A 19,788-nucleotide genomic window follows, 5' to 3' on the forward strand; every position below is an offset into this window, starting at 1 on the left:
TCCTATTCCGCAGCCTGATTGGCGGGGGCGGCCCCAAATTCATCTGGAAAATTCTGAAGCGCCGACATGACAGGGTAAGGCGTGAACCCGCCAAGCGCGCAGAGCGAGCCGTCTTTCATCGTCTCGCACAGATCGGTCAACAAGGGGATTGCGGTCGCATCCCCCGCGGCAATGCGGTCGATGGTTTCCACCCCGCGTCTGGCCCCGATGCGGCAGGGCGTGCATTTCCCGCAGGATTCCACCGCGCAGAATTCCATCGCAAACCGCGCCATCTGAACCATGTCGGCGCTATCGTCAAAGACGACCACGCCCGCATGCCCGATCAGCCCACCTTGCCCATCAAATTCCTCATAGGCAAAAGGCGTGTCAAATTTGGACGGGGGCATATAGGCGCCTAAGGGGCCGCCCACCTGAACCGATTTGACGGGCCGCCCCGTAGCGGTGCCGCCTGCAATCTCGTTGACCAATTCGCCCAAAGGCATCCCAAAGGCGGTCTCAAACAACCCGCCGCGGGCAACATTGCCTGCAATCTGGATTGGCATCGTCCCTTTAGACCGACCAAGGCCGAAACTGGCATAATGCGCCGCACCTTTTTCAAAAATCACGGGGATCGTTGCTAAGGACAAGACGTTATTCACAACGGTTGGCCGCCCTAGAAAACCCTCTAAGGCGGGCAGCGGCGGCTTGGCGCGCACAACACCGCGTTTGCCCTCAAGGCTGTTCAAAAGCGATGTCTCTTCGCCGCAAACATAGGCCCCTGCCCCCACACGAATATCAAGATCAAAGGCTTTGCCTGATCTCAACACATCGTCACCCAAAACGCCTTCGGCACGGGCAATGGTGACCGCCTCTTCCATCACTTCAATCGCATCGGGATATTCGGAACGGATATATACAAACCCGCGCGTGGCCCCTGTGGCCAGCCCCGCAATCGCCATGCCTTCAATCAAGCAGAAAGGATCCCCTTCCATGATCATCCGATCCGCGAAGGTGCCGCTATCCCCCTCGTCTGCGTTGCAAACGATGTATTTCTGAGGGCCTGCCGCCTCTGAGACAGTTTTCCACTTGATCCCAGTCGGGAAGCCTGCGCCACCACGCCCGCGCAATCCAGAGGCGATCACCTCTGCGACAATGTCAGCGGCACTCATGGCGCCGGCACGAGACAGTCCCACAAGGCCGCCGTGAGCGCGGTAATCCGACAAACTCAGCGGATCAATCAAACCGCAGCGCGCAAAAGTCAGGCGGTTTTGCTTGGCAAAAAACGGAATATCTTCGACTGGGCCGAGCGTCTCGATCTTGCCTACCAGAAGATCCTCGACTTGATCCGCCGCAATCGGGCCATAAGCCAAACGGGTGCCATTTTCTTCGATCTCGACCAGAGGTTCTAGCCAGATCATCCCTCGACTTCCGTTGCGGATGATCTGCGCCTCTTCCCCACGCGCCATAAGCGCATCGGACAAAGTGGCCGCAACCTCATCAGACCCAAGCGCCTTGGCGGCGGCATCACGGGAGATGAAAATCTTTTTCATAGGCCCGCCTCCGACAAGGTTTTACTGATTTTTTCTTCGGTGGCGCGACCGATCAATTTGCCATCCAGCATAGCCGCAGGCGCACAGGCGCATAGGCCCAGACAATAAACAGGCTCAACCACCAATTTCCCATCGGCGCGCGCCTGCCCCCAATCCAGTCCAAGCATCGCGAGAATACGATCAGACAGCGCCTTGCCGCCAACAGCCTGACAGGCCTCAGCACGGCAGATTTTCAAGCTGTGCCGCGTTGACGGCGCTGTGCGGAAATCATGGTAGAAGCTGATCACCCCGTGCAATTCCGCGCCTGTGATATTGAGCGCATCGCAAATGATTGGACGCGCCCCTTCTGGAATATATCCAAATTCCTCTTGTAATGCATGCAGCATGGGCAGCAGAGGCCCCTCCATCCCCATGTGGCGCATCACAATCGCCGTGATGTCTTGATCATTCGCATCAGCATGGTCGCGGGGCATGGCCGTCATCCTTTGGTCGTGAGGATCGCGCGCATCCACGCTTGAGCGCGCGCGCGATGCCCGACCAATGCCCGAGGCTTAATTCCGTTTCAATATCGAAATTTCGTTAAACGATAGACGAAATCTATCAACTAACCTCGCCCGCCATCTCGCGCGCAACGCGTAAAAGGCTTCGGAAAACGGGGGTATAAGGCTCTTGATGGGGGGCGATCAAACCCACCTCAGGGCGCAGCGCCCCATCTTCCAAAGGGATCACCCGCAGATCATGGCCAATGGCAAGGAACTGCGCCATGGGTTGCGGCAAAACTGTCAGCGCACCTGCCTCAATCACATGGCTCACCAGAACAATGGTCGAATTGCTTTCGACAACCGATTTTGGCTCGAGACCATGCGCCGCGAAATTGCGGTTCAAGATCCGCCGATTTTGCATATCAGGGGTCAGGAGGCTCAGGCTCATCCCCTCGAGCGCGGCCCATGCCACTCGGGTCTGTGCCGCAAAAGGGTGATCTGATCGGCACAGAACCGCGTAATTTTCCCGATAGAGCCCCGTGCTAACCATGCGTCCCAAAGGCTCATTGTCCAAATAGGTCACACCCGCATCTGCATCGAGATTTTCCAACAGCTTGAGGATTTCGGCGGACGAACGGGACAGAATAGAAAAACTGACATTGGGATGCGCGCGCGAAAAGCGGCTGACCAGACGCGCGGCTTCGGTCAATGCAGTCGGGATCACCGCAAGGCGCAAATGGCCCGATAACCCCTCACGGCTATAACGCATTTCTTCACGCAACTGGCGGCTATCGCCCACGATACGCCGCGCCCATTCCAATGCGCGTTGCCCCTCAGGGGTCAGACCGCCAAAGCGTGACCCGCGCTGCACCAGCTTTACCCCAAGCTGGTCTTCCAGTTGCTTGATCCCTGAGGACAGGCTTGGCTGAGTAACCCCCAACAATTCGGCCGCACGGCCAAAGTGCTGGGTTTTGGCCAAAGCGAGCAGCATTTCCAATTTTTGGATCATAGGAACTTCCTATCAATTTCCAAAAATTCTATCGTAATATCAGATCAAAAAAAAGGCCGCATTGGCATATCCAATGCCGCCTTGATGATGTGATCTTGCACCAATCAGCTTGGGCTGAGGCCCCTCAGGCGCTCTGATCTGCGGCGCAGAAGTTCGACTGTGGTCAAAAGCAGGATAGAGATGGTCACAAGGATCGTGGCCGCCGCCAAAATAGTTGGCGAGATCTGTTCGCGGAGGCCCGTGAACATCTGCCAAGGCAGGGTCTGCTGCTGTGCTGAACCAACAAACAGCACCACGACAACCTCGTCAAACGAGGTGATAAAGGCGAACAGACCGCCAGAGATAACACCCGGCAAAATGAGCGGCATCTGCACACGGAAGAAGGTGGTCACAGGGTTGGCGCCCATATTCGCCGCCGCCCGCGTCAGCGACCGATCAAAGCCAACAAGCGTGGCGGTCACTGTGATGATCACAAAGGGCACGCCCAAAACGGCATGCGCCAAGATCACCTTCACATAACCCACGAAGGATTTGTTCAGACCCAAGGTCAGTTCCAACCAATTACCAAGTGGGGCATAGAAAAAGAACATCCCTGTCGCCGAGATGATCAAAGGCACGATCATGGGCGAGATCAAAACCGCCATGATGGTTTGACGCCCAGGCACATGCGATTGCGACAAACCGATGGCCGCCAATGTGCCAAGACTAACCGAGATAACAGTCGCAATCGGCGCAATGATCAGCGAGTTTTTCAGCGGCTGCATCCACTCATCCGTGGTCAGGAAATCGCGGTAATGCTTCAGCGAATACCCCTCGGGGTCAAAAGCCAGCATCTCAGGCGTGAAGGTAAAGAAATCCTGCGCGTTAAACGACAGCCACATCACGGGGAAAAGCGGGGCAATCAGAAAGAAGAAGATCAGTCCACAAATAAACAGGAAACTGTTATGCCAAAGGGTCTGCCCGCCTGTGTAATAAATCGGCACGCCTTTGCGATAATCGCCCGTGTCGATCCAGAAGACGAACCATGACAGCACCGCGCCCACAAGGCCGGCTGCGATCCCGCCGCCCAAATTGGTGGCGAAAAGACCCGCGGCAAAGAAGATCGCAATCACACCAAGGCGCGCCATCATCCGCTTTTCAGCCATGGGGTGCAGCAAGGCCGCCAATACGGCCCCAATGACAGCGCCCGCAACAATCCCCATAAGCGGATTTCCAAAGGATGTGCCTGCGATATAGCCAAAGGCCGCTGACACAGCCGCAGTCAGGGGTGCCGTGAACCCCCAAAGGGAGGGGCGCTTGAGCGTAAGTTTCAGCGATTGAGCCATAATCTCAGCCCCCCAATTTCACGTTATCAATGCCGACAATGCGGTCATAAAGCCAATACAGCGCCAAGACCAAGGCCAGAAGGATCGACCCCAAAGCCGCCGCCAAGCCCCAGTTGAGCGAGGATGAAATATGGTAGGCAATGCGGTTCGAGATAAAGACACCATCTGTGCCGCCCACGATTTCCGGCGTGATGTAATAGCCAATCGCCAAGATGAACACGAGGATCGACCCCGCCCCAATCCCTGGAACAGATTGTGGGAAATAGACCCGCCAGAACGCTGTCCAATTGGTCGCGCCGAGACTTTTGGCGGCGCGAAGATAAGACGGCGGAATGGTTTTCATCACCGAATAAAGCGGCAAAATCATAAAGGGCAGCAAAATATGCGTCATCGCAATGATCGTGCCTGTCGAGTTATTCATCAAAATCAGGCGGTTTGCATCATCGACAAATCCAAGCCAGACAAGGATTTCATTGATCACGCCTTGCTGTTGCAGCAGCACTTTCCACGCACTGGTGCGCACCAAGAGCGATGTCCAGAACGGCAGAAGAACAAGAATCATCAATACATTGGCACTGCGCACTGGCAGGTTGGCCAAAAGCCACGCCACTGGATACCCCAAAAGGATACAGGAACCCGTGATGATCAAGGACATGATCATCGTACGAATGAACAGTTTGATATAAAGCTGCTGGCTTTCAGGGCGGGCATTCACACCCTCAAGCCCCTTTTCCATATCAATCGCGTTGAGGAAATAGCCTGTGGTGTAATCAGGGCTGTAAATCTTGATCGTTTGCCAGTTTTCCGTATCGCCCCATCCATCATTTTCTTCGATGAATGCGGCGCGGAAATCAATTTGCGGCAGGCTTGGCAGGGCTGCAATCGCATTGGCCAATGGGCCCGCGCCCGCCCCTGTGTATGAGGCTAGAGCGGCCGCTGTATCAGCGCGCGCCAGATCAAGGGCCAAGGCCGCATATACCGCCTCCCATGGGTCTTCTTCCGAAACCACATCCTCATCCGCGATGGCGGTATAGATGGCCCAGTCACTATAAGCGGCGGCGGTTTGGGGCAGAAGTGCTACCATCTCGCCCGATAGGGTAAAACCAATATCGCCTGCAAACCCCTCGCCCACCATATTCGCCCAAAGGGCGCGGCGGGCTTCGATCACATCTTCGCCGCCTGTGCCAGACAGCATCTCATACCATGTGATCCCGTCCTTGAAGGCAGGATCTGCATCTTCAAGCCAATCTTGAAACACCTCGCCAATATCATCAATGCCCCGCCCTGTGGTGCGAAACATCGAAGACAGGCCAGTGCGTTCATAATTCAGGCGCGAGCCAAGTTTGGTATGTTCCTTGGCCTCGGCAGCGCGGAAAATGTCGAAAAATAGGGCTTGAAACACGGTCTCATCTGGCAAGGTGCCGTCTTGGCCATCCCAAGCGTCAAGCGCTTCAACCGTTTCTGGAAGCGTGCCAGATACAATTTGGTTTTCCACCGATCGAAACAACATCGATCCGATCGGGACAACAAATGTCAAAACAACAAAGGCCAAAAGGGGCGCAATCAACATCAGCGCACGCAGCTTTTGGCGTCTGAGGGCACGGGCGAGGCTCGTCTTGAGGGGGGTTCCATCCGCCGCCAGCATCGGGCCTGAATTGGTGGTGTCGCTCATCCTGTCCCCGTCAGTCGTTTGTATCTTCAATCGTCATGAATTTGGTCGGGCCGTGCCGCGGTTTCACGCGCGTTAGGCCTGCCTAGACTTCTGCCCTCATAGGGCCACCCGATGGTTGAGAGGGGGCCGCGTTCAATCGCGGCCCCGCCCCAAATTCAGCTCAGATTACTGAGCCAGCCATGCTTGGAATTTCGCGTCAATATCATCGCGATAATCCGCCCAGAACTCGTAGTTATAGAGGAACGTGTTCTGTGCGTTGTTTGGATCGGTTGGCATATGTGGTGCCATTTCGATGCCAAGCTCTGCATGGTTGCCAACCAGTGGCGCAGAGGACAGACGTGCAGGGCCGTAAGAAATATAGGCAGCCTGATCTGCCAGACGCTGCGTGTCGGTTGCGAAATAGACGAAGTCCATCACACGGGCCAGACGATCTTCAGGCAGACCTGCTGGGATGATCCAACCATCAAGGTCGAATACCTGCGCGTCCCACATCATGCCGATTGGCTGGTTCTGCTCAACGATGGCCGAGAACAGACGACCATTATAGGTCGAACCGATAAAGATTTCGCCATCCGCCAAAAGCTGTGGCGTATCGGCGCCTGCGTTCCACCAGATCACGCTGTCGCGGATGGTGTCGAGCTTGGCCAAAGCCTGCTCTTGGCCTTCATCAGTGGCCAGCACGTCATAGACGTCTGCCTTGGCAACGCCGTCACAAAGCAAAGCCCATTCCATGTTGTTGATTGGGCGGCTCTCAAGCGAACGCATGCCAGGATATGTTTCGAGATCGAACACATCACAGATGTCATTTGGAGGCTCTACACCATCAGGCACCATGTCGGTGCGATAGCCGAAGGTGGTGGAGTAAACGATCTGTGGGATGAAGCAATCACCAACCAGGAGATCACCAAAGTCGTCGCTCGCTGATGTTCCATCAGGAGCAGGCGCTAACATCTCGTCAGCATCGATTTCCATTGCGAGGCCTTCGTCACAAAGACGCAGCGCGTCCGATGCCACAACGTCAACCAAGTCCCATGTCAAGTTGCCCGCTTCGTTCATGGCACGGAGTTTTGCGACAGCTTCGGCTGAGCTTTCGTCCCAAACGAATTCAACATCTGGGTTATTGGCGGAGTAAGGGTTTGTGTACGCGTTGGTTTGGCTGGCTTGATACGCCCCGCCCCAGCTAACCAATGTGAATGAGCCAGTGGCCATGTGGCCCCCAGCATAGGCTAAGCCCGCTGCGGCTACGCCCACCGCAGAGGTTGCCAGAAGTATTTTTGACAGTTTCATATCAGTCTCCCGTGTTGTTACCTGGAAAAGTCTTATCCATGGCCACCCTCCAGGCGAAGGTGGCAACTTACGCCATGCGCTCAAGCATCAAGCGCTCGACAATCGTCAGGCAACCATCCTATTTCAATCTGGGTGCCAGGTGTGAGTCGTTTTTGATCGGGGGCGTTGCGGGTCTTGATGATGAAGTCATCCGAACCTGCCACGCGCAGGCGCGTGCGGAAAATATCGCCCATGTAAATAAATTCGAGAACCTCACCTTTCAGCGTATGCGCATCAGGCGAGAGGCGGCGCTTGTCCATTTCCACCCGCTCGGGACGGATGGAAACAGTGGTGCGATCCCCCACGGATGAGACGTTTACAGGACGCGCGTCAATTTCGTCACCGCTGTCCAGCATCACAACGCAGCGATCGCCTGAGATTTTCGTCACCACACCCGAAAGCGTGTTATTTTCGCCAATAAACTGCGCCACAAAGCTGTTTTGCGGCTGTTCATAGAGAACATCAGGCGGATCAAGCTGTTGGATACGGCCATCATCAAACACCGCGACACGATCCGACATGGTCAAGGCTTCGGTTTGGTCATGGGTCACATAAACTGTGGTGATGCCCAACTGATGCGCCAGATTGGTGATTTCAAATTGCATATGTTCGCGCAATTGCTTGTCGAGCGCCCCCAAAGGTTCGTCCATCAAAACAAGCTCAGGCTCGAACACCAAGGCCCGCGCCAAGGCGATACGCTGTTGCTGCCCACCAGAAAGCTGCGCGGGACGGCGACCGCCGAAATCCCCCATCTGCACCATATCAAGCGCGCGTTTGATCTTTCCTTCGCGCTCTGATTTGCCCATGCCGCGCACTTCCAACGGGAAGGCAAGGTTTTCTGCAACCGACATATGCGGGAACAAAGCGTAATTCTGGAACACCATCCCAATGCCGCGCTTATGGGGCGGAATGTTGTTGATCGGACGACCCTGCAACAGAATCTCGCCATGGGTGGCTGTCTCGAAACCTGCAAGCATCATCAGGCAGGTCGTTTTGCCCGACCCTGAAGGTCCAAGCATCGTTAGAAATTCGCCCTGACCGATCTGAAGGTTAAGATCTTTTACGACCAGCGTTTCGCCATCGTAACTTTTCTGGACATGCTCAAAAGCGACAAACGCGTCTTTTGCTGTGTCGAACAAAGTGTCGAACTCCCGTTGTGGTTGCGGTGTAGCCCCGCATTCAATTGCCCTAAGCTAAACAGCCTGAGCCTTAGATGACAACCAATTAACAGAAATTAGTGTAAAACCGTCCTGAAAGCGCCGCTTTGCACCTCAGAAAAGACATCGACCAGAAAACAATGGCGGATTCAGGAAATATGACCCCATACATTGCGGGTGCTTGTTTGCAGGGGCGGCATAGCCTAATCAGGGCGGATGATGATTTTCTAAGCATTCTTCAGCAGAATGCGTAATTTTCGCAGATTTGGAGACGCATGTCAGACCCAAGCCCCGCATCAGATTCGCAGGCCACGGCCTCAAATGGGGTTGATCTGCGCTCGTCTCGACTTGTGATCCGCCTGTGGCGCGAGCATGTCCTCAGATATTGGCCCGCCCTGACATTCGCGCTGATCTTGATGAGCCTTGAAGGCGCCGCACTTGGTGCATTTGCATGGATGGTGCGCCCTCTCTTCGATGAACTTTTTGCCGCACAATCCTTGAATGGGCTTTGGAAAGTGGTCACGGTCATCGGGTTTTTGTTCCTGTTCCGCGCCGTTGCGGGCTTTGTGCAGCGCGTCATTATGTCGGCGCTTGGCCTTAAAGTGACAACCGCATTGCAAACACGCCTGGTCGAGCATCTTTTGACGCTTGATGGTGCCGTCTTTACCCGCCACCCCCCAGGTGAATTGATCGAACGCGTGCGCGGGGACAGCCAGACGCTGCAAGCTGCGGCGACAAGTGTCCTGCTCTCCTTTGGGCGTGATTTAGTTTCGCTTGTGGCTTTGTCCTTTGTAATGTTCTCAAATGATTGGCAATGGTCACTGGTGGCCTTGGTTGGGCTGCCTTTGATGATCGTGCCCATGACCCTGCTGCTCAAGCAAATCCGCCGCACCGCATTTGCCGCGCGCGAGGCTGCCGCGACCCTGACCACGCGGCTGGACGAGATGTTTCACGGCATTCAATCCATCAAGGTCAACCGCCTTGAGGCGCATGAGCGTGGGCGGTTTGAGCGCAGCGTCAAGCAATACCTCAAGCAACAGATCCGCTCGAGTGCAGGACAATCCGCGAACCCCTCGTTGATCGACCTCATGTCGGGCATTGGGTTTGTTTCGGTCACATTGTTTGGGGCCACCGCCATTGTCACAGGCGATAAATCGGTGGGGGATTTCATGTCCTTTATCACCGCGCTTTCGCTGATGTTCGACCCGCTCAAACGTCTGTCAAATATCGCAGGCAGCCTTCAGGCCGCCGCAGCCTCGCTCGAGCGGATCTATTCCATGCTTGATCTGCGCCCCACCGTTCTTAGCCCTGCCCACCCTGCCCCGCTGAGTTCTGGCGATATCTGCTTTGAGAATGTCGAATTCTCCTACGGGGACATGCCCGTTCTGCATGATCTGACCTTCACTGCCAAAGAGGGGCAGACAACCGCGATTGTGGGGCCATCAGGCGCCGGCAAGACCACGCTGTTTGCCTTGCTGACACGCTTGATTGACCCAGTGGCAGGCAAGGTGCGCATCGGCAGTGTTGCAACAACCGAGGCTGATCTGGCCGCCTTGCGTGACATGATCGCGGTTGTGGGCCAAGACACGGCGCTGTTCGATGAAAGCATCGAAGATAATATCCGCATGGGGCGGCTTAATGCTGACAGCGCCGATGTGGCCAATGCCGCAGAAAACGCCGCCGTGATGGAATTTGCCAAACCCCTGCCCGCAGGGTTGGAAACGGCCGTTGGCCCGCGCGGCTCGTCCCTGTCGGGCGGCCAACGTCAGCGCGTGGCCATCGCCCGCGCGATGCTGAAAGATGCGCCGATTTTGTTGTTGGATGAACCCACATCGGCCCTCGACACGCAATCTGAAAAATTGGTGCAAACTGCCCTTTCGCGCCTGTCGCAAGGGCGCACGACCCTTGTGATTGCGCATCGGCTGTCCACCATTCGTGATGCCGATAAGATTGTGGTCATGGATAAAGGCCATGTTGTCGAAGAAGGCACCCATGACAGCCTGATGCAAAGGGGCGGCATTTACGCGCGTCTTGTTGAATTACAATCGGCAGGGATGAGTGCTGATCTCTAACGCCTGCGCCCTTCGGCCAATTCATCGGCCAAGGCCGCGCGGCGTTCAGGCGGCATATCCGCGATCAAATCAACCAAGGCACGATGCCCGCTTTCCTGTATGGAGCCGAGATATCCGCGCTGCTCAGACAGGGCCTGCATCAACGCATCAGGCACAAAGGGGGTTGCGCGCAACGCAGCCTCAACCTGCAGATTGGCCGCCCCGATCCCACGGCGCGCGGCGCCCATCCCTTCGCGCCCGCCCATGCGCCCGATCAACATCCGCATTTCATCGCGGTTCAATTCCCCCGCCAATGGCCCCAAACTGCGCAAGGCGTTGATCCGCTCACGCGGGCCTTCGCCGTCTGGGCTGCGATGCAAGACCACCGCCCCTAGAACCGCGCCCGCAATCGCCAAATTAATCGCCAGAGAGACACCAAGAACGATCTTCATGCCCCGCGGCGCTTGGGGTTTCGGGGTTGTCATCATCTTATCCATCACTCACCTCCCAAATCGGCCAAAGCCCAAGGATCCCCAAAATCAGAAACCGATGTGCTGGCCCATCCGCTGGCCTCTTGCAAACTTAAGGTCATATCGGGGTTCAAGGTCGAAAGACCAACCCCAAACAGCAGCCCCGCGATTCCCGCCATCGCCGCACCTGAGACAACCGACCAACCCCCAAATAGGCGGTCAATCAGATCAGACAGGCGCGAGAGCGTATCGTCACGGACGTGGTGAGTTTGTCTTTGCACGTTTTGTGCATCCGCCAATACACGCGCCATGAGCGCATCACTTGGCGCATCCGCCGCGCGCGCTTCGGCGAAAAGATCATCCAGATCTTGGTCTGCCTGATCATTGCGCATAACCCAATGCCTCCTTTTCCTTGGCCAAATGGGCGCTCAATGCCCTTTTGCCGCGCGCGGTCAAACTTTCGACCGCCTCAATCGTAATATCCAGAATTTGGGCAATCTCACCATTTGATAACCCTTCGATGTGGCGCAATACCACCGCCTGCCTTTGGCGCTCGGGCAAAGTGGCAAGCGCCGCATCCAGTGCATCAAGCCGCGCCCTTTGCATCATTTGCGCGGGCACTGACGCCGCATGATCCTCGATTTGTTCAACCGCATCCGTATCAAGGGTGGGCGCGGCGCGGCGGGTCTGCTTGCGCAAGCGATCAATACATAGGTTCGCTGTCACCTGATGCGCCCACGTGCTCAGTTTTGCGCGGCCTGCGTCCCAGTCAGGGGCAATGCGCCAGATGCGCATCATCACCTCTTGCGCGACATCTTCGGCCTCGGCCTGATCCCCCAAAACACGGCGCGCATGCGACAGAATGCGGGGCAGATGCCGCGCGGCCAAATCCCGCGCCGCAGCCGCATCGCCCTTGGCGAAGCGGCCATCAGATGATCATCTTCTGATGCTGCCTTTGGTGGTCTTTGCACGCTGCCCTCGCCGCCGCAATCTGCGGCAACTATTGCATTCAAGCACGCGACTGCCAAGGGAGAGGGGCAGCCGCGTCTGATTGCACCTTAGCCGCGATGGGTACGCCCTTCGCGGCCACCTGCGCCGCGCTCATGGCCGCCGCGCATTTGGGACATGGCCGAGAATTCCTCAAGGCTGATGCTGCCATCCCCATTGCTGTCCATGCGCGACAACATCCGATCAAAATTTGGCTCACCGCGCCCCTCATGTTGGTCGCGGCCACCCATCATTTCAGATTGCGACAAAAGCCCATCGCCATCCAAATCGAGATCGCCAATCATACGTTCTGCCCGATCTGCCATACGCGCCTGAAGGGAGGCGCTCAATTCTTGGGCGTCCAACATGCCATCCCCATTGGTGTCTTGCGCCGCAAATCGCGCCTCTGGCATACGCGCCAGTTCCTCAGCCGTGACCTGACCATTGCGATCCGCATCTAGGGCGGCAAATATCGCATCTGCATCGGCCTGCGCCATTGGGGCGGCGGTTACCATTTGCGCAGCAAGACCCAAAGGCAGGGCCAAGCCCAAAGTGAAAAGTTTGAATGTGCTCATCTCAATAACTCCTGATCTTATGGCAAATGGCCCATCCATCCGCCGATCTATTCCTTTCACGCGCTCGCCCGCAGTTTCCGTCACATTTTTTTGCAGCTCTCTTTTGCCCCGCGTCAAAACGGCCCGCCCCTTTGCCAATGATTGCGCTTTGCGCTAGGGCTAAGGTCGAGACAAGAAAAGGATGCGCGCCATGGCAAACCCCAGCACGGAAGCGGCTGAAATCGATCCAATCACTGCCTTGGCGGATGGTGTTTTCGATCATGTCCCGGAGGAACGCCCAACATGGCCCGCGATTGCCAAAGCCATGCGCGGCCGCTGCCCGTGCTGTGGTGAGGGCGCACTGTTTAGCGGCTATCTGAACCTTGTAAAAACCTGTGGCAGCTGTGGCGAAGATCTGAGCCACGCCCGCGCGGATGATGGGCCTGCCTATTTGACGATCCTCGTCACAGCGAAAATCTTGGGCACCTTAATGCTCTGGGTTTATACGGCCTATCAACCAAGCCCATGGGTTATGGCAGGCGGGTTTTCGCTTGGGGCCTTTGTGGTGGCACTGTTCCTCTTGCCCCGCTTTAAGGGGCTGATTGTGGGCATCCAATGGGCCAAGCGGATGCATGGTTTCTGATCCTCCCATTCGGGATGCCGCAAGCATCATCTTATTGCGCGACAGCTCAAAAGGCGCGCAGGTCTTAATGGGCCAACGCGGGACATCTGCCGCGTTCATGCCGCAAAAATTTGTATTCCCCGGCGGGGCGGTTGATGCGGTAGATCACGACACCCCGCTTGCCCACGTAATCCCTGATGCGCTTGCAGAGCGCCTTGGCCATGACAGCGCCTGTTCACCCGAGGCCTTAATCAACGCAGCCTTTCGCGAGCTGTACGAAGAAACAGGACTCAGCCTTGGCCCACACGACCCGCGACAGGTTGATTTCTTTTTTCGTGCCGTCACCCCCACAGGCCGCCCACGCCGCTTTGACGCGCGCTTTTTTTTGGCGCGTGCTGACGATCTGAGGGGCGTTGCGCAGGATTTCACCAAAGGCGATGGCGAGTTGTCTCATCTGACATGGCTTGATCTGGCAGAGGCGCAACGCTTGGACATCCCCTTTATTACCCATGTGATCCTCGCGGAATTATCCCAAGCGGTGGCGCGCCACGGCTATGGATTTCGGCCCGAGGCGGTGGCGTTCTTTGACAATCGCACAGAAATATCGCGGTTTTACTGGCTCTAACCCACCTATCTGGTTGCAGCCTGTCACCGCCGCGCATAGCCTAAGGCCATCCCTTCCCCGATATAATGAGGCCTGCCCCGTGTCCGCCCTGCCCCTTGATGCAACATCCGCCACTGCCACGCCTCGCACCATTTGGCTCAGTGACTACACCCCGCCCGAGTATTTGATTGACCATGTGCATCTCACTTTTCGCCTTGCACCAAAGGCCACGCGGGTCATTTCACGGATCACCTTTCGCCCCAACCCCGAGGCGCAAGGTTTGGGCGAAGGGGCGCTTGTGCTTGATGGCGAGGATCTGCGTCTGATCTGGGCAAAGATAGATGGAACAGCGTTAGGTGAGGCCGATTATCGCCTCAGTGAGACTGCCCTGACTGTGCCTGCCGCACGCCTGCCAGAGGGCGGCTTTGTTTGGGAGGCCGAAGTCGAAATCGCACCTCAGGATAACACAGCCCTTGAGGGGCTTTATATGTCCAAGGACATGTATTGCACCCAATGCGAGGCGGAAGGGTTTCGCAAAATAACCTATTACCCCGATCGCCCCGATGTCATGGCGCGCTTTGATGTGCGCATTGAGGGGGATGCACCGATTCTACTGTCCAATGGCAATCGGGGTGAGACAGGCGCAGGCTATGCAGAATGGCATGACCCTTGGCCCAAACCTGCTTATCTCTTTGCTTTGGTGGCAGGCGATTTGCGCGCTTATAGCGATCAGTTCACCACGGCCTCGGGACGCGAGGTTGATCTCAATATCTATGTCCGCCCCGGTGATGAGGGGTATTGCGCCTATGCGATGGACGCGCTCAAGCGGTCAATGATCTGGGATGAACAGGTGTATGGCCGCGAATATGACCTTGATCTGTTTAACATCGTGGCGGTCGATGATTTCAACATGGGCGCGATGGAGAATAAGGGGCTGAACATCTTCAACTCCAAATATGTTTTGGCCAGCCCTGAAACCGCAACGGATCAGGACTATGCCTTTATCGAGCGGATCATCGCCCATGAATATTTCCACAATTGGACAGGCAATCGCATCACCTGCCGCGATTGGTTTCAACTCTGCCTCAAAGAGGGCTTAACCGTCTTTCGCGATCAACAGTTCAGCGCAGATGCCCGATCCGCGCCTGTGCAGCGAATTGGTGATGTGCTGAACTTGCGCGCGCGCCAATTCCGTGAGGATGCAGGCCCATTGGCGCATCCTGTACGCCCTGCAAGTTTTGTCGAGATCAACAATTTCTACACGGCCACTGTTTACGAAAAAGGGGCGGAGCTGATCCGAATGCTGCGGCTTTTGGTCGGCGAAGGGGCCTATCGCGCGGCGCTTGATCTCTATTTCGACCGCCATGATGGGCAGGCCTGCACCGTCGAGGATTGGTTGCAGGTGTTCGAGGACACCACTTTGCGCGATCTATCGCAATTCAAACGCTGGTATGAACAGGCAGGCACACCGCGTTTGACGGTCACTTCCACCTATCAAGATGGGCGCTTGGTGCTTAAATTGGCACAGCGCACCGAACCCACCCCCAACCAACCGCTGAAAGAGCCCTTGTTGTTCCCTGTGGCGCTTGGCCTATTGGGTCAGGACGGGCGCGAATTGCGGCCCACGCAGATTGTCGAAATGGCGGATCCTGAAATGGAATTGGTGTTTGACGATCTGCCTGAGGCCCCTGTGCTGTCGGTCTTGCGCGAATTCTCGGCCCCTGTGATTTTAGAAATCGAGCAAGATTTTGCTGCGCGCGCGACCCTCTTTGCCCATGACACAGACCCGTTCAACCGATGGGAAGCGGGCCGCAGCCTGTCGCGTGAGGTTCTGTGCGCAATGATCACCAATGGGACAGGACCGAACCCTGACTATATCGCAGCCCTCGCTGCGGTGGTGCAGGATGACACGCTCGACCCCGAGTTTCGGGCGCTATGCGCAAGCCTGCCAAGCGAAGATGCGCTGGCCAATGATTTGGCCGAAGCAGGCGTGGTGCCTGATCCAAGCAGCATCCACGAAAAGCGCCGCGTTTTGGAACAGTCCATCGCAGCTGCACTTGCGCCGATTTACGCGCGGCTGTTCGAAACACTGACCGATAAAGACGGCTATAGCCCTGATGCGGCCTCTGCAGGCCGGCGCAGTTTGCGCAACGTGGCCCTGCGCGCCTTGACCCTTGTGCATGGCCCAGAGCTCGCGCAGACGCAATTCGAGACGGCCACCAATATGACCGATCAATTGGCCGCTTTCGGTGCGCTGTTGGATCACGGGGGTGATGTTGCACAGCAGGCCAGCATGGCCTTCTACGACCAATGGCATGAAAACCGCATCGTGATGGATAAATGGTTCATGCTGCAAATCGCCCATGCCGCCCCTGATGAGGCCGCGCAAGTTGCACATCGCCTGACCGAGCACGCAGATTTTGATTGGAAGAACCCCAATCGCTTCCGCGCGGTGATTGCAGGTCTGACCTCGGCCAACCCTGCGGGCTTTCATGAGCCCTCAGGCGCGGGCTATCAGTTCCTCGCGGATTGGTTGATCCGCATGGATGGCAAAAACCCGCAAACCGCGGCGCGGATGTCCACCGCCTTTGAGACATGGGCGCGCTATGATGTTGATCGTCAGGCCCTGATCCAAGAGGCGCTAAAGCGTATTTCTGACACCCCGAACCTCAGCCGCGATATGAGCGAGATGGTGGCAAGAATGCGTGCGGGTTATCAAGGCGCATAATCCAGCAGCCAAACATATCCACCGACCAATGCCAGCAGCACGGGTTGGTGGATGAGATAAAACGCAAGGGAATTGCGCCCCAAAAGCGCCAAAGCCGCCCCAAGCGCACCACCACATATCTTTTGAGGCATGATCGGCCTGCCCAGATCACGGGCAAATTGCGCCCAAGCCATGCCCAAAAGATAGGGGCCGATCCATGGCAAGATTGGCAAATAATCCACTGTTACAGGCCGCGCCGCCTGTGCGCCTGTGATCCAAAATATCGGGTGCTCAAGTGAAGGCAGGCGCAGCCAAACCCCTGCAGCAAGGGCCAAGACACCAAGCACGGCCAAGCCCGAACCAGGCACCCGCCCCAAGAGAACAATTCCCACTAGGCTTGCAGCCGCCATCATGTGCAAAATGCCCCAAAAGACAAATTGCGCCCCAAAGGCAAAATAGGTCGTAACGCTGACCGCCGCCGCAGTAGCGACCAAAATGCCCCATCGCCGCCAAAAGGCGGGCCACCGCCGCCCCACCCCATGGGCCAAGACCATGCTGAGGCCCGACAGGAACAGAAAGCTGCCCGCGATCGCGATAGCATAGCCGCGCATATAGGGGGACAGGGCTGTGCCCGAAGGCACAAGCCCGAATAAATCAAGATCAAAGATGAAATGATAGCTTGCCATGGCCACAAGCGCGACACCGCGCGCCTGATCCAAACCCGACAAGCGCGCCGTCATGACTGGCAGTAATCCTGCTCCGACACCCACCCGCGAATATCATTGCGCAAGGCTTCGCGTTGCAACGGCCCCCAATCGGCCGCAACCCCGCCTTGATCTGCGGCAATGACCCCATCGCGCACGACAGTTGATGACCAAATGCGCAAAGCACAGCGCAAATTTGCCTCTCCCTCGCGCAAAGCCTCGCTTGTGCCAGCAGCACAGCCATAGCCGCGCGCCGTTGCGGGCGAGATTTGCAAAAGACCATGCCACTTGCCGTTCGAGGAAATCGCATCTTCGCGGAAGGTGCTTTCTCGATAGGCCAAACTGGACAAAAGCCCGTTCCAGAACGCAGCACGCTGTTCTGGGTTTGCCTCATCATAGGCGGGACACCATGCCTCAATATCCGCAGGGGTTGTCTCAACCAAAACGGCCGCGTCCTCCTCCAACATCGAGAGGCTTGCCTTTGTCCAATCTTGGGCCTGTGGGGTTTCATCCCAACGTGCGGCGGGCAAATCAGCCTGCGCGCCGACACATCCCATCAAAACCGCCGCGCCCAAAAAGGTTGCAGCACATTTGCCGAATTTCCGCGCATGATGCGCCAGATCGCGTTCATTCCTTTTGAATGAAAACATGCAATTCCCTCAGGTGGCCAATAGATGCTCGCCCTTTGCCCTTATTTTGCCTCAAAATGCAAGTCCTGCCCTTGCCGCGCCCTACGCGCTGGCCTAGTAAACGGCGAGAAACCGCCTGTTGGAGAGATGCGCCATGCTTGACCTCAGCTATGAAGCCCCAAAACCCAAAGTGATCGCGGGTGCCAAATCCGATTGGGAGCTTGTGATCGGGATGGAAGTGCACGCGCAGGTCGCAACCCGCGCCAAACTCTTTTCAGGGGCCTCAACGAAATTTGGGGCAGAACCCAATTCTAACGTGGCCTTTGTGGATGCTGGCATGCCAGGAATGCTGCCTGTGATCAACGAGGCCTGCGTGGCCCAAGCGGTGCGCACAGGGTTGGGTCTGAAGGCGGAAATCAATTTATTTTCGGCTTTTGACCGAAAAAATTATTTCTACCCTGACCTTCCGCAAGGCTATCAGATCAGCCAATTGTATCACCCGATCGTGGGCGAAGGCGAGGTTTTGGTCGAGCTTGGCGATGGCACGGCGAGGATTGTGCGCATTCAACGTATCCACTTGGAGCAAGACGCAGGCAAGTCCATCCATGATATGGATCCCGCCCTGTCGTTTGTGGACTTGAACCGCACAGGTGTTGCGTTGATGGAGATCGTCTCGCGCCCCGATATCCGCGGCCCAGAGGAGGCAGCGGCCTATGTCTCTAAATTGCGCCAAATCATGCTCTATCTGGGTACGTGTGACGGGAATATGCAAAACGGCAATCTGCGTGCGGATGTAAACGTGTCTGTCTGCGCACCGGGCGCCTATGAAAAATTCCGTGAAACGGGCGATTTCAGCCATCTTGGCACGCGCTGCGAGATCAAGAACATGAATTCGCTGCGGTTCATTCAACAGGCCATCGAATATGAGGCACGCCGCCAAATCGCCATTATCGAAAATGGCGGCACTGTGGATCAGGAAACACGACTCTATGATCCTGATAAGGGCGAAACGCGTTCGATGCGGTCGAAAGAAGAGGCGCATGATTATCGCTACTTCCCAGATCCCGACCTCTTGCCGCTTGAGATTGAGCAGGCATGGGTGGATGACATTCGCGCGAACCTGCCCGAATTGCCCGATGCCAAAAAGGCGCGCTTTATCGGCGATTTTGGCCTTTCAGATTATGATGCCAGCGTTTTGACCGCCGATGTCACCGCCAGCGCGTTTTTCGAAGAGGTCGCTGCCACCGCCAAAGACGGGAAACTGGCCGCGAATTGGGTCATCAACGAACTCTTTGGCCGCCTAAAGAAAGACGAGCGCGACATCAGTGACAGCCCTGTCTCACCTGCACAGCTTGCAGGTATTATCGCGTTGATTAAGGCGGGGGATATTTCGGGCAAAATCGCGAAAGACCTGTTCGAAATCGTCTATACCGAAGGCGGCGACCCCGCGCAGATTGTTGAAGCGCGCGGCATGAAACAGGTCACGGATACAGGCGCGATTGAAGCGGCGGTAGACGAGATCATTGCCGCCAATCCCGCCCAAGTGGAAAAGGCCAAGCAGAACCCGAAACTTGCGGGGTGGTTCGTGGGTCAGGTGATGAAGGCCACAGGCGGCAAGGCAAACCCTGCCGCTGTGAACCAGTTGGTCAGCCAGAAACTAGGGCTGTAACCCTTCTCAGGCGGGCCGCTCAGGCCCGTCTGCATCAATGGCCAAAGCGTGAATTTCGCCCATCAGAGGCTTGCCGATGGCATCATGCACGGCACGATGGCGCGCAATGCGCGACAACCCCGCCAATCCATCGGCGCGTATCACCACGCGAAAATGACTTTCGCCCCCCTCTTGATAGCCGCTATGGCCACGATGGGCCTCACTTTCATCGTGAACATCCAACACTTTGGGATTGAATGCTTTTTCTAATGCGTCACGAATTTTTTCGGTTCTTGTCATGAAAATCTTCAC

The 19,788-nt window shown here is 56.5% G+C and carries 18 protein-coding genes and 1 pseudogene; 5 read left to right on the forward strand and 14 right to left on the reverse strand.

Annotated elements, in window-relative coordinates; translation table 11 throughout:
* Positions 1-2: 2 nt before the first annotated feature.
* The 7 genes from AAC637_RS04000 to AAC637_RS04030 all read right to left on the reverse strand — a co-directional run bounded on the left by AAC637_RS04000 (position 3) and on the right by AAC637_RS04030 (position 8,482).
* Positions 3-1,529: a formate dehydrogenase beta subunit gene (locus AAC637_RS04000; protein ID WP_340302419.1), complete on the reverse strand. Its 1,527-nt coding sequence runs from the start codon at positions 1,527-1,529 to the stop codon at positions 3-5.
* Complete coding sequence (locus AAC637_RS04005) at positions 1,526-2,002, reverse strand: formate dehydrogenase subunit gamma (protein ID WP_340302420.1); 477 nt, start codon at positions 2,000-2,002, stop codon at positions 1,526-1,528. Before AAC637_RS04005 ends, AAC637_RS04000 begins: the two co-directional genes overlap by 4 nt.
* Before the next feature lie 127 nt (positions 2,003-2,129).
* Positions 2,130-3,020 carry a LysR family transcriptional regulator gene (locus tag AAC637_RS04010; protein ID WP_340302421.1) on the reverse strand — a complete coding sequence of 297 codons (891 nt, stop codon included), beginning with the start codon at positions 3,018-3,020 and terminating at the stop codon, positions 2,130-2,132.
* Between the two features lie 104 nt (positions 3,021-3,124).
* Positions 3,125-4,345 carry an ABC transporter permease gene (locus AAC637_RS04015; RefSeq protein WP_317655918.1) on the reverse strand — a complete coding sequence of 407 codons (1,221 nt, stop codon included), beginning with the start codon at positions 4,343-4,345 and terminating at the stop codon, positions 3,125-3,127.
* A gap of 4 nt (positions 4,346-4,349) precedes the next feature.
* Positions 4,350-6,017 carry an ABC transporter permease gene (locus AAC637_RS04020; protein WP_340297205.1) on the reverse strand — a complete coding sequence of 556 codons (1,668 nt, stop codon included), beginning with the start codon at positions 6,015-6,017 and terminating at the stop codon, positions 4,350-4,352.
* A 165-nt stretch (positions 6,018-6,182) separates the two neighbouring features.
* Entirely contained in the window at positions 6,183-7,304 is a 1,122-nt protein-coding gene (locus tag AAC637_RS04025) for an extracellular solute-binding protein (protein WP_340302422.1), read from the reverse strand.
* Positions 7,305-7,384: 80 nt separating this feature from the next.
* Positions 7,385-8,482, reverse strand: coding sequence for an ABC transporter ATP-binding protein (locus tag AAC637_RS04030; RefSeq protein WP_340302423.1), 1,098 nt, complete (start codon positions 8,480-8,482; stop codon positions 7,385-7,387).
* 293 nt (positions 8,483-8,775) lie between these two features.
* On the opposite strand from AAC637_RS04030, the gene AAC637_RS04035 reads away from it, so the two are divergent.
* Positions 8,776-10,572, forward strand: coding sequence for an ABC transporter ATP-binding protein (locus AAC637_RS04035; RefSeq protein ID WP_340302424.1), 1,797 nt, complete (start codon positions 8,776-8,778; stop codon positions 10,570-10,572).
* Here the strand turns inward: AAC637_RS04035 and AAC637_RS04040 are convergent.
* From AAC637_RS04040 to AAC637_RS04055, 4 genes and pseudogenes are all read right to left on the reverse strand, one after another.
* Positions 10,569-11,048, reverse strand: a complete 480-nt coding sequence (locus tag AAC637_RS04040) for a periplasmic heavy metal sensor (protein ID WP_340302425.1) — start codon at positions 11,046-11,048, stop codon at positions 10,569-10,571. The genes AAC637_RS04035 and AAC637_RS04040 overlap by 4 nt on opposite strands.
* Positions 11,048-11,413, reverse strand: coding sequence for a dihydroorotate dehydrogenase (locus AAC637_RS04045; protein WP_340302426.1), 366 nt, complete (start codon positions 11,411-11,413; stop codon positions 11,048-11,050). Before AAC637_RS04045 ends, AAC637_RS04040 begins: the two co-directional genes overlap by 1 nt.
* A pseudogene (locus AAC637_RS04050) lies at positions 11,403-11,942 on the reverse strand (sigma-70 family RNA polymerase sigma factor); the annotation flags it as partial. The pseudogene AAC637_RS04050 and the gene AAC637_RS04045, both read right to left, overlap by 11 nt.
* Before the next feature lie 137 nt (positions 11,943-12,079).
* Positions 12,080-12,583, reverse strand: coding sequence for an EF-hand domain-containing protein (locus AAC637_RS04055; RefSeq protein ID WP_340302428.1), 504 nt, complete (start codon positions 12,581-12,583; stop codon positions 12,080-12,082).
* A 190-nt stretch (positions 12,584-12,773) separates the two neighbouring features.
* On the opposite strand from AAC637_RS04055, the gene AAC637_RS04060 reads away from it, so the two are divergent.
* The 3 genes from AAC637_RS04060 to pepN all read left to right on the forward strand — a co-directional run bounded on the left by AAC637_RS04060 (position 12,774) and on the right by pepN (position 16,516).
* On the forward strand, positions 12,774-13,205 hold the full coding sequence (locus AAC637_RS04060; protein WP_340302429.1) for a DUF983 domain-containing protein: 432 nt from the start codon (positions 12,774-12,776) through the stop codon (positions 13,203-13,205).
* Positions 13,195-13,809, forward strand: a complete 615-nt coding sequence (locus AAC637_RS04065; protein ID WP_340302430.1) for an NUDIX hydrolase — start codon at positions 13,195-13,197, stop codon at positions 13,807-13,809. The genes AAC637_RS04060 and AAC637_RS04065 overlap by 11 nt, the downstream gene beginning before the upstream one ends.
* A gap of 79 nt (positions 13,810-13,888) precedes the next feature.
* Positions 13,889-16,516 (forward strand): aminopeptidase N, encoded by a 2,628-nt coding sequence (gene pepN, locus AAC637_RS04070; RefSeq protein WP_340303140.1) that lies wholly within the window; start codon positions 13,889-13,891, stop codon positions 16,514-16,516.
* Here the strand turns inward: pepN and AAC637_RS04075 are convergent.
* Positions 16,504-17,235, reverse strand: a complete 732-nt coding sequence (locus AAC637_RS04075; protein ID WP_340302431.1) for a heparan-alpha-glucosaminide N-acetyltransferase — start codon at positions 17,233-17,235, stop codon at positions 16,504-16,506. The genes pepN and AAC637_RS04075 overlap by 13 nt on opposite strands.
* Positions 17,232-17,849 carry a transglycosylase SLT domain-containing protein gene (locus AAC637_RS04080; protein WP_340243018.1) on the reverse strand — a complete coding sequence of 206 codons (618 nt, stop codon included), beginning with the start codon at positions 17,847-17,849 and terminating at the stop codon, positions 17,232-17,234. The genes AAC637_RS04075 and AAC637_RS04080 overlap by 4 nt, the downstream gene beginning before the upstream one ends.
* Positions 17,850-17,982: 133 nt before the next feature.
* On the opposite strand from AAC637_RS04080, the gene gatB reads away from it, so the two are divergent.
* The gene (gene gatB, locus AAC637_RS04085; protein ID WP_340302432.1) at positions 17,983-19,497 is read left to right on the forward strand and encodes an Asp-tRNA(Asn)/Glu-tRNA(Gln) amidotransferase subunit GatB; all 1,515 of its coding nucleotides are present in this window, start codon (positions 17,983-17,985) and stop codon (positions 19,495-19,497) included.
* Positions 19,498-19,503: 6 nt separating this feature from the next.
* Here the strand turns inward: gatB and AAC637_RS04090 are convergent, their stop codons facing one another.
* Positions 19,504-19,776: a BolA family protein gene (locus AAC637_RS04090; RefSeq protein WP_317655938.1), complete on the reverse strand. Its 273-nt coding sequence runs from the start codon at positions 19,774-19,776 to the stop codon at positions 19,504-19,506.
* Positions 19,777-19,788: the final 12 nt, after the last annotated feature.

The sequence above is a fragment of the Roseobacter sp. HKCCD7870 genome, assembly GCF_037830315.1.
Classification (GTDB): Bacteria; Pseudomonadota; Alphaproteobacteria; order Rhodobacterales; family Rhodobacteraceae; genus M30B80.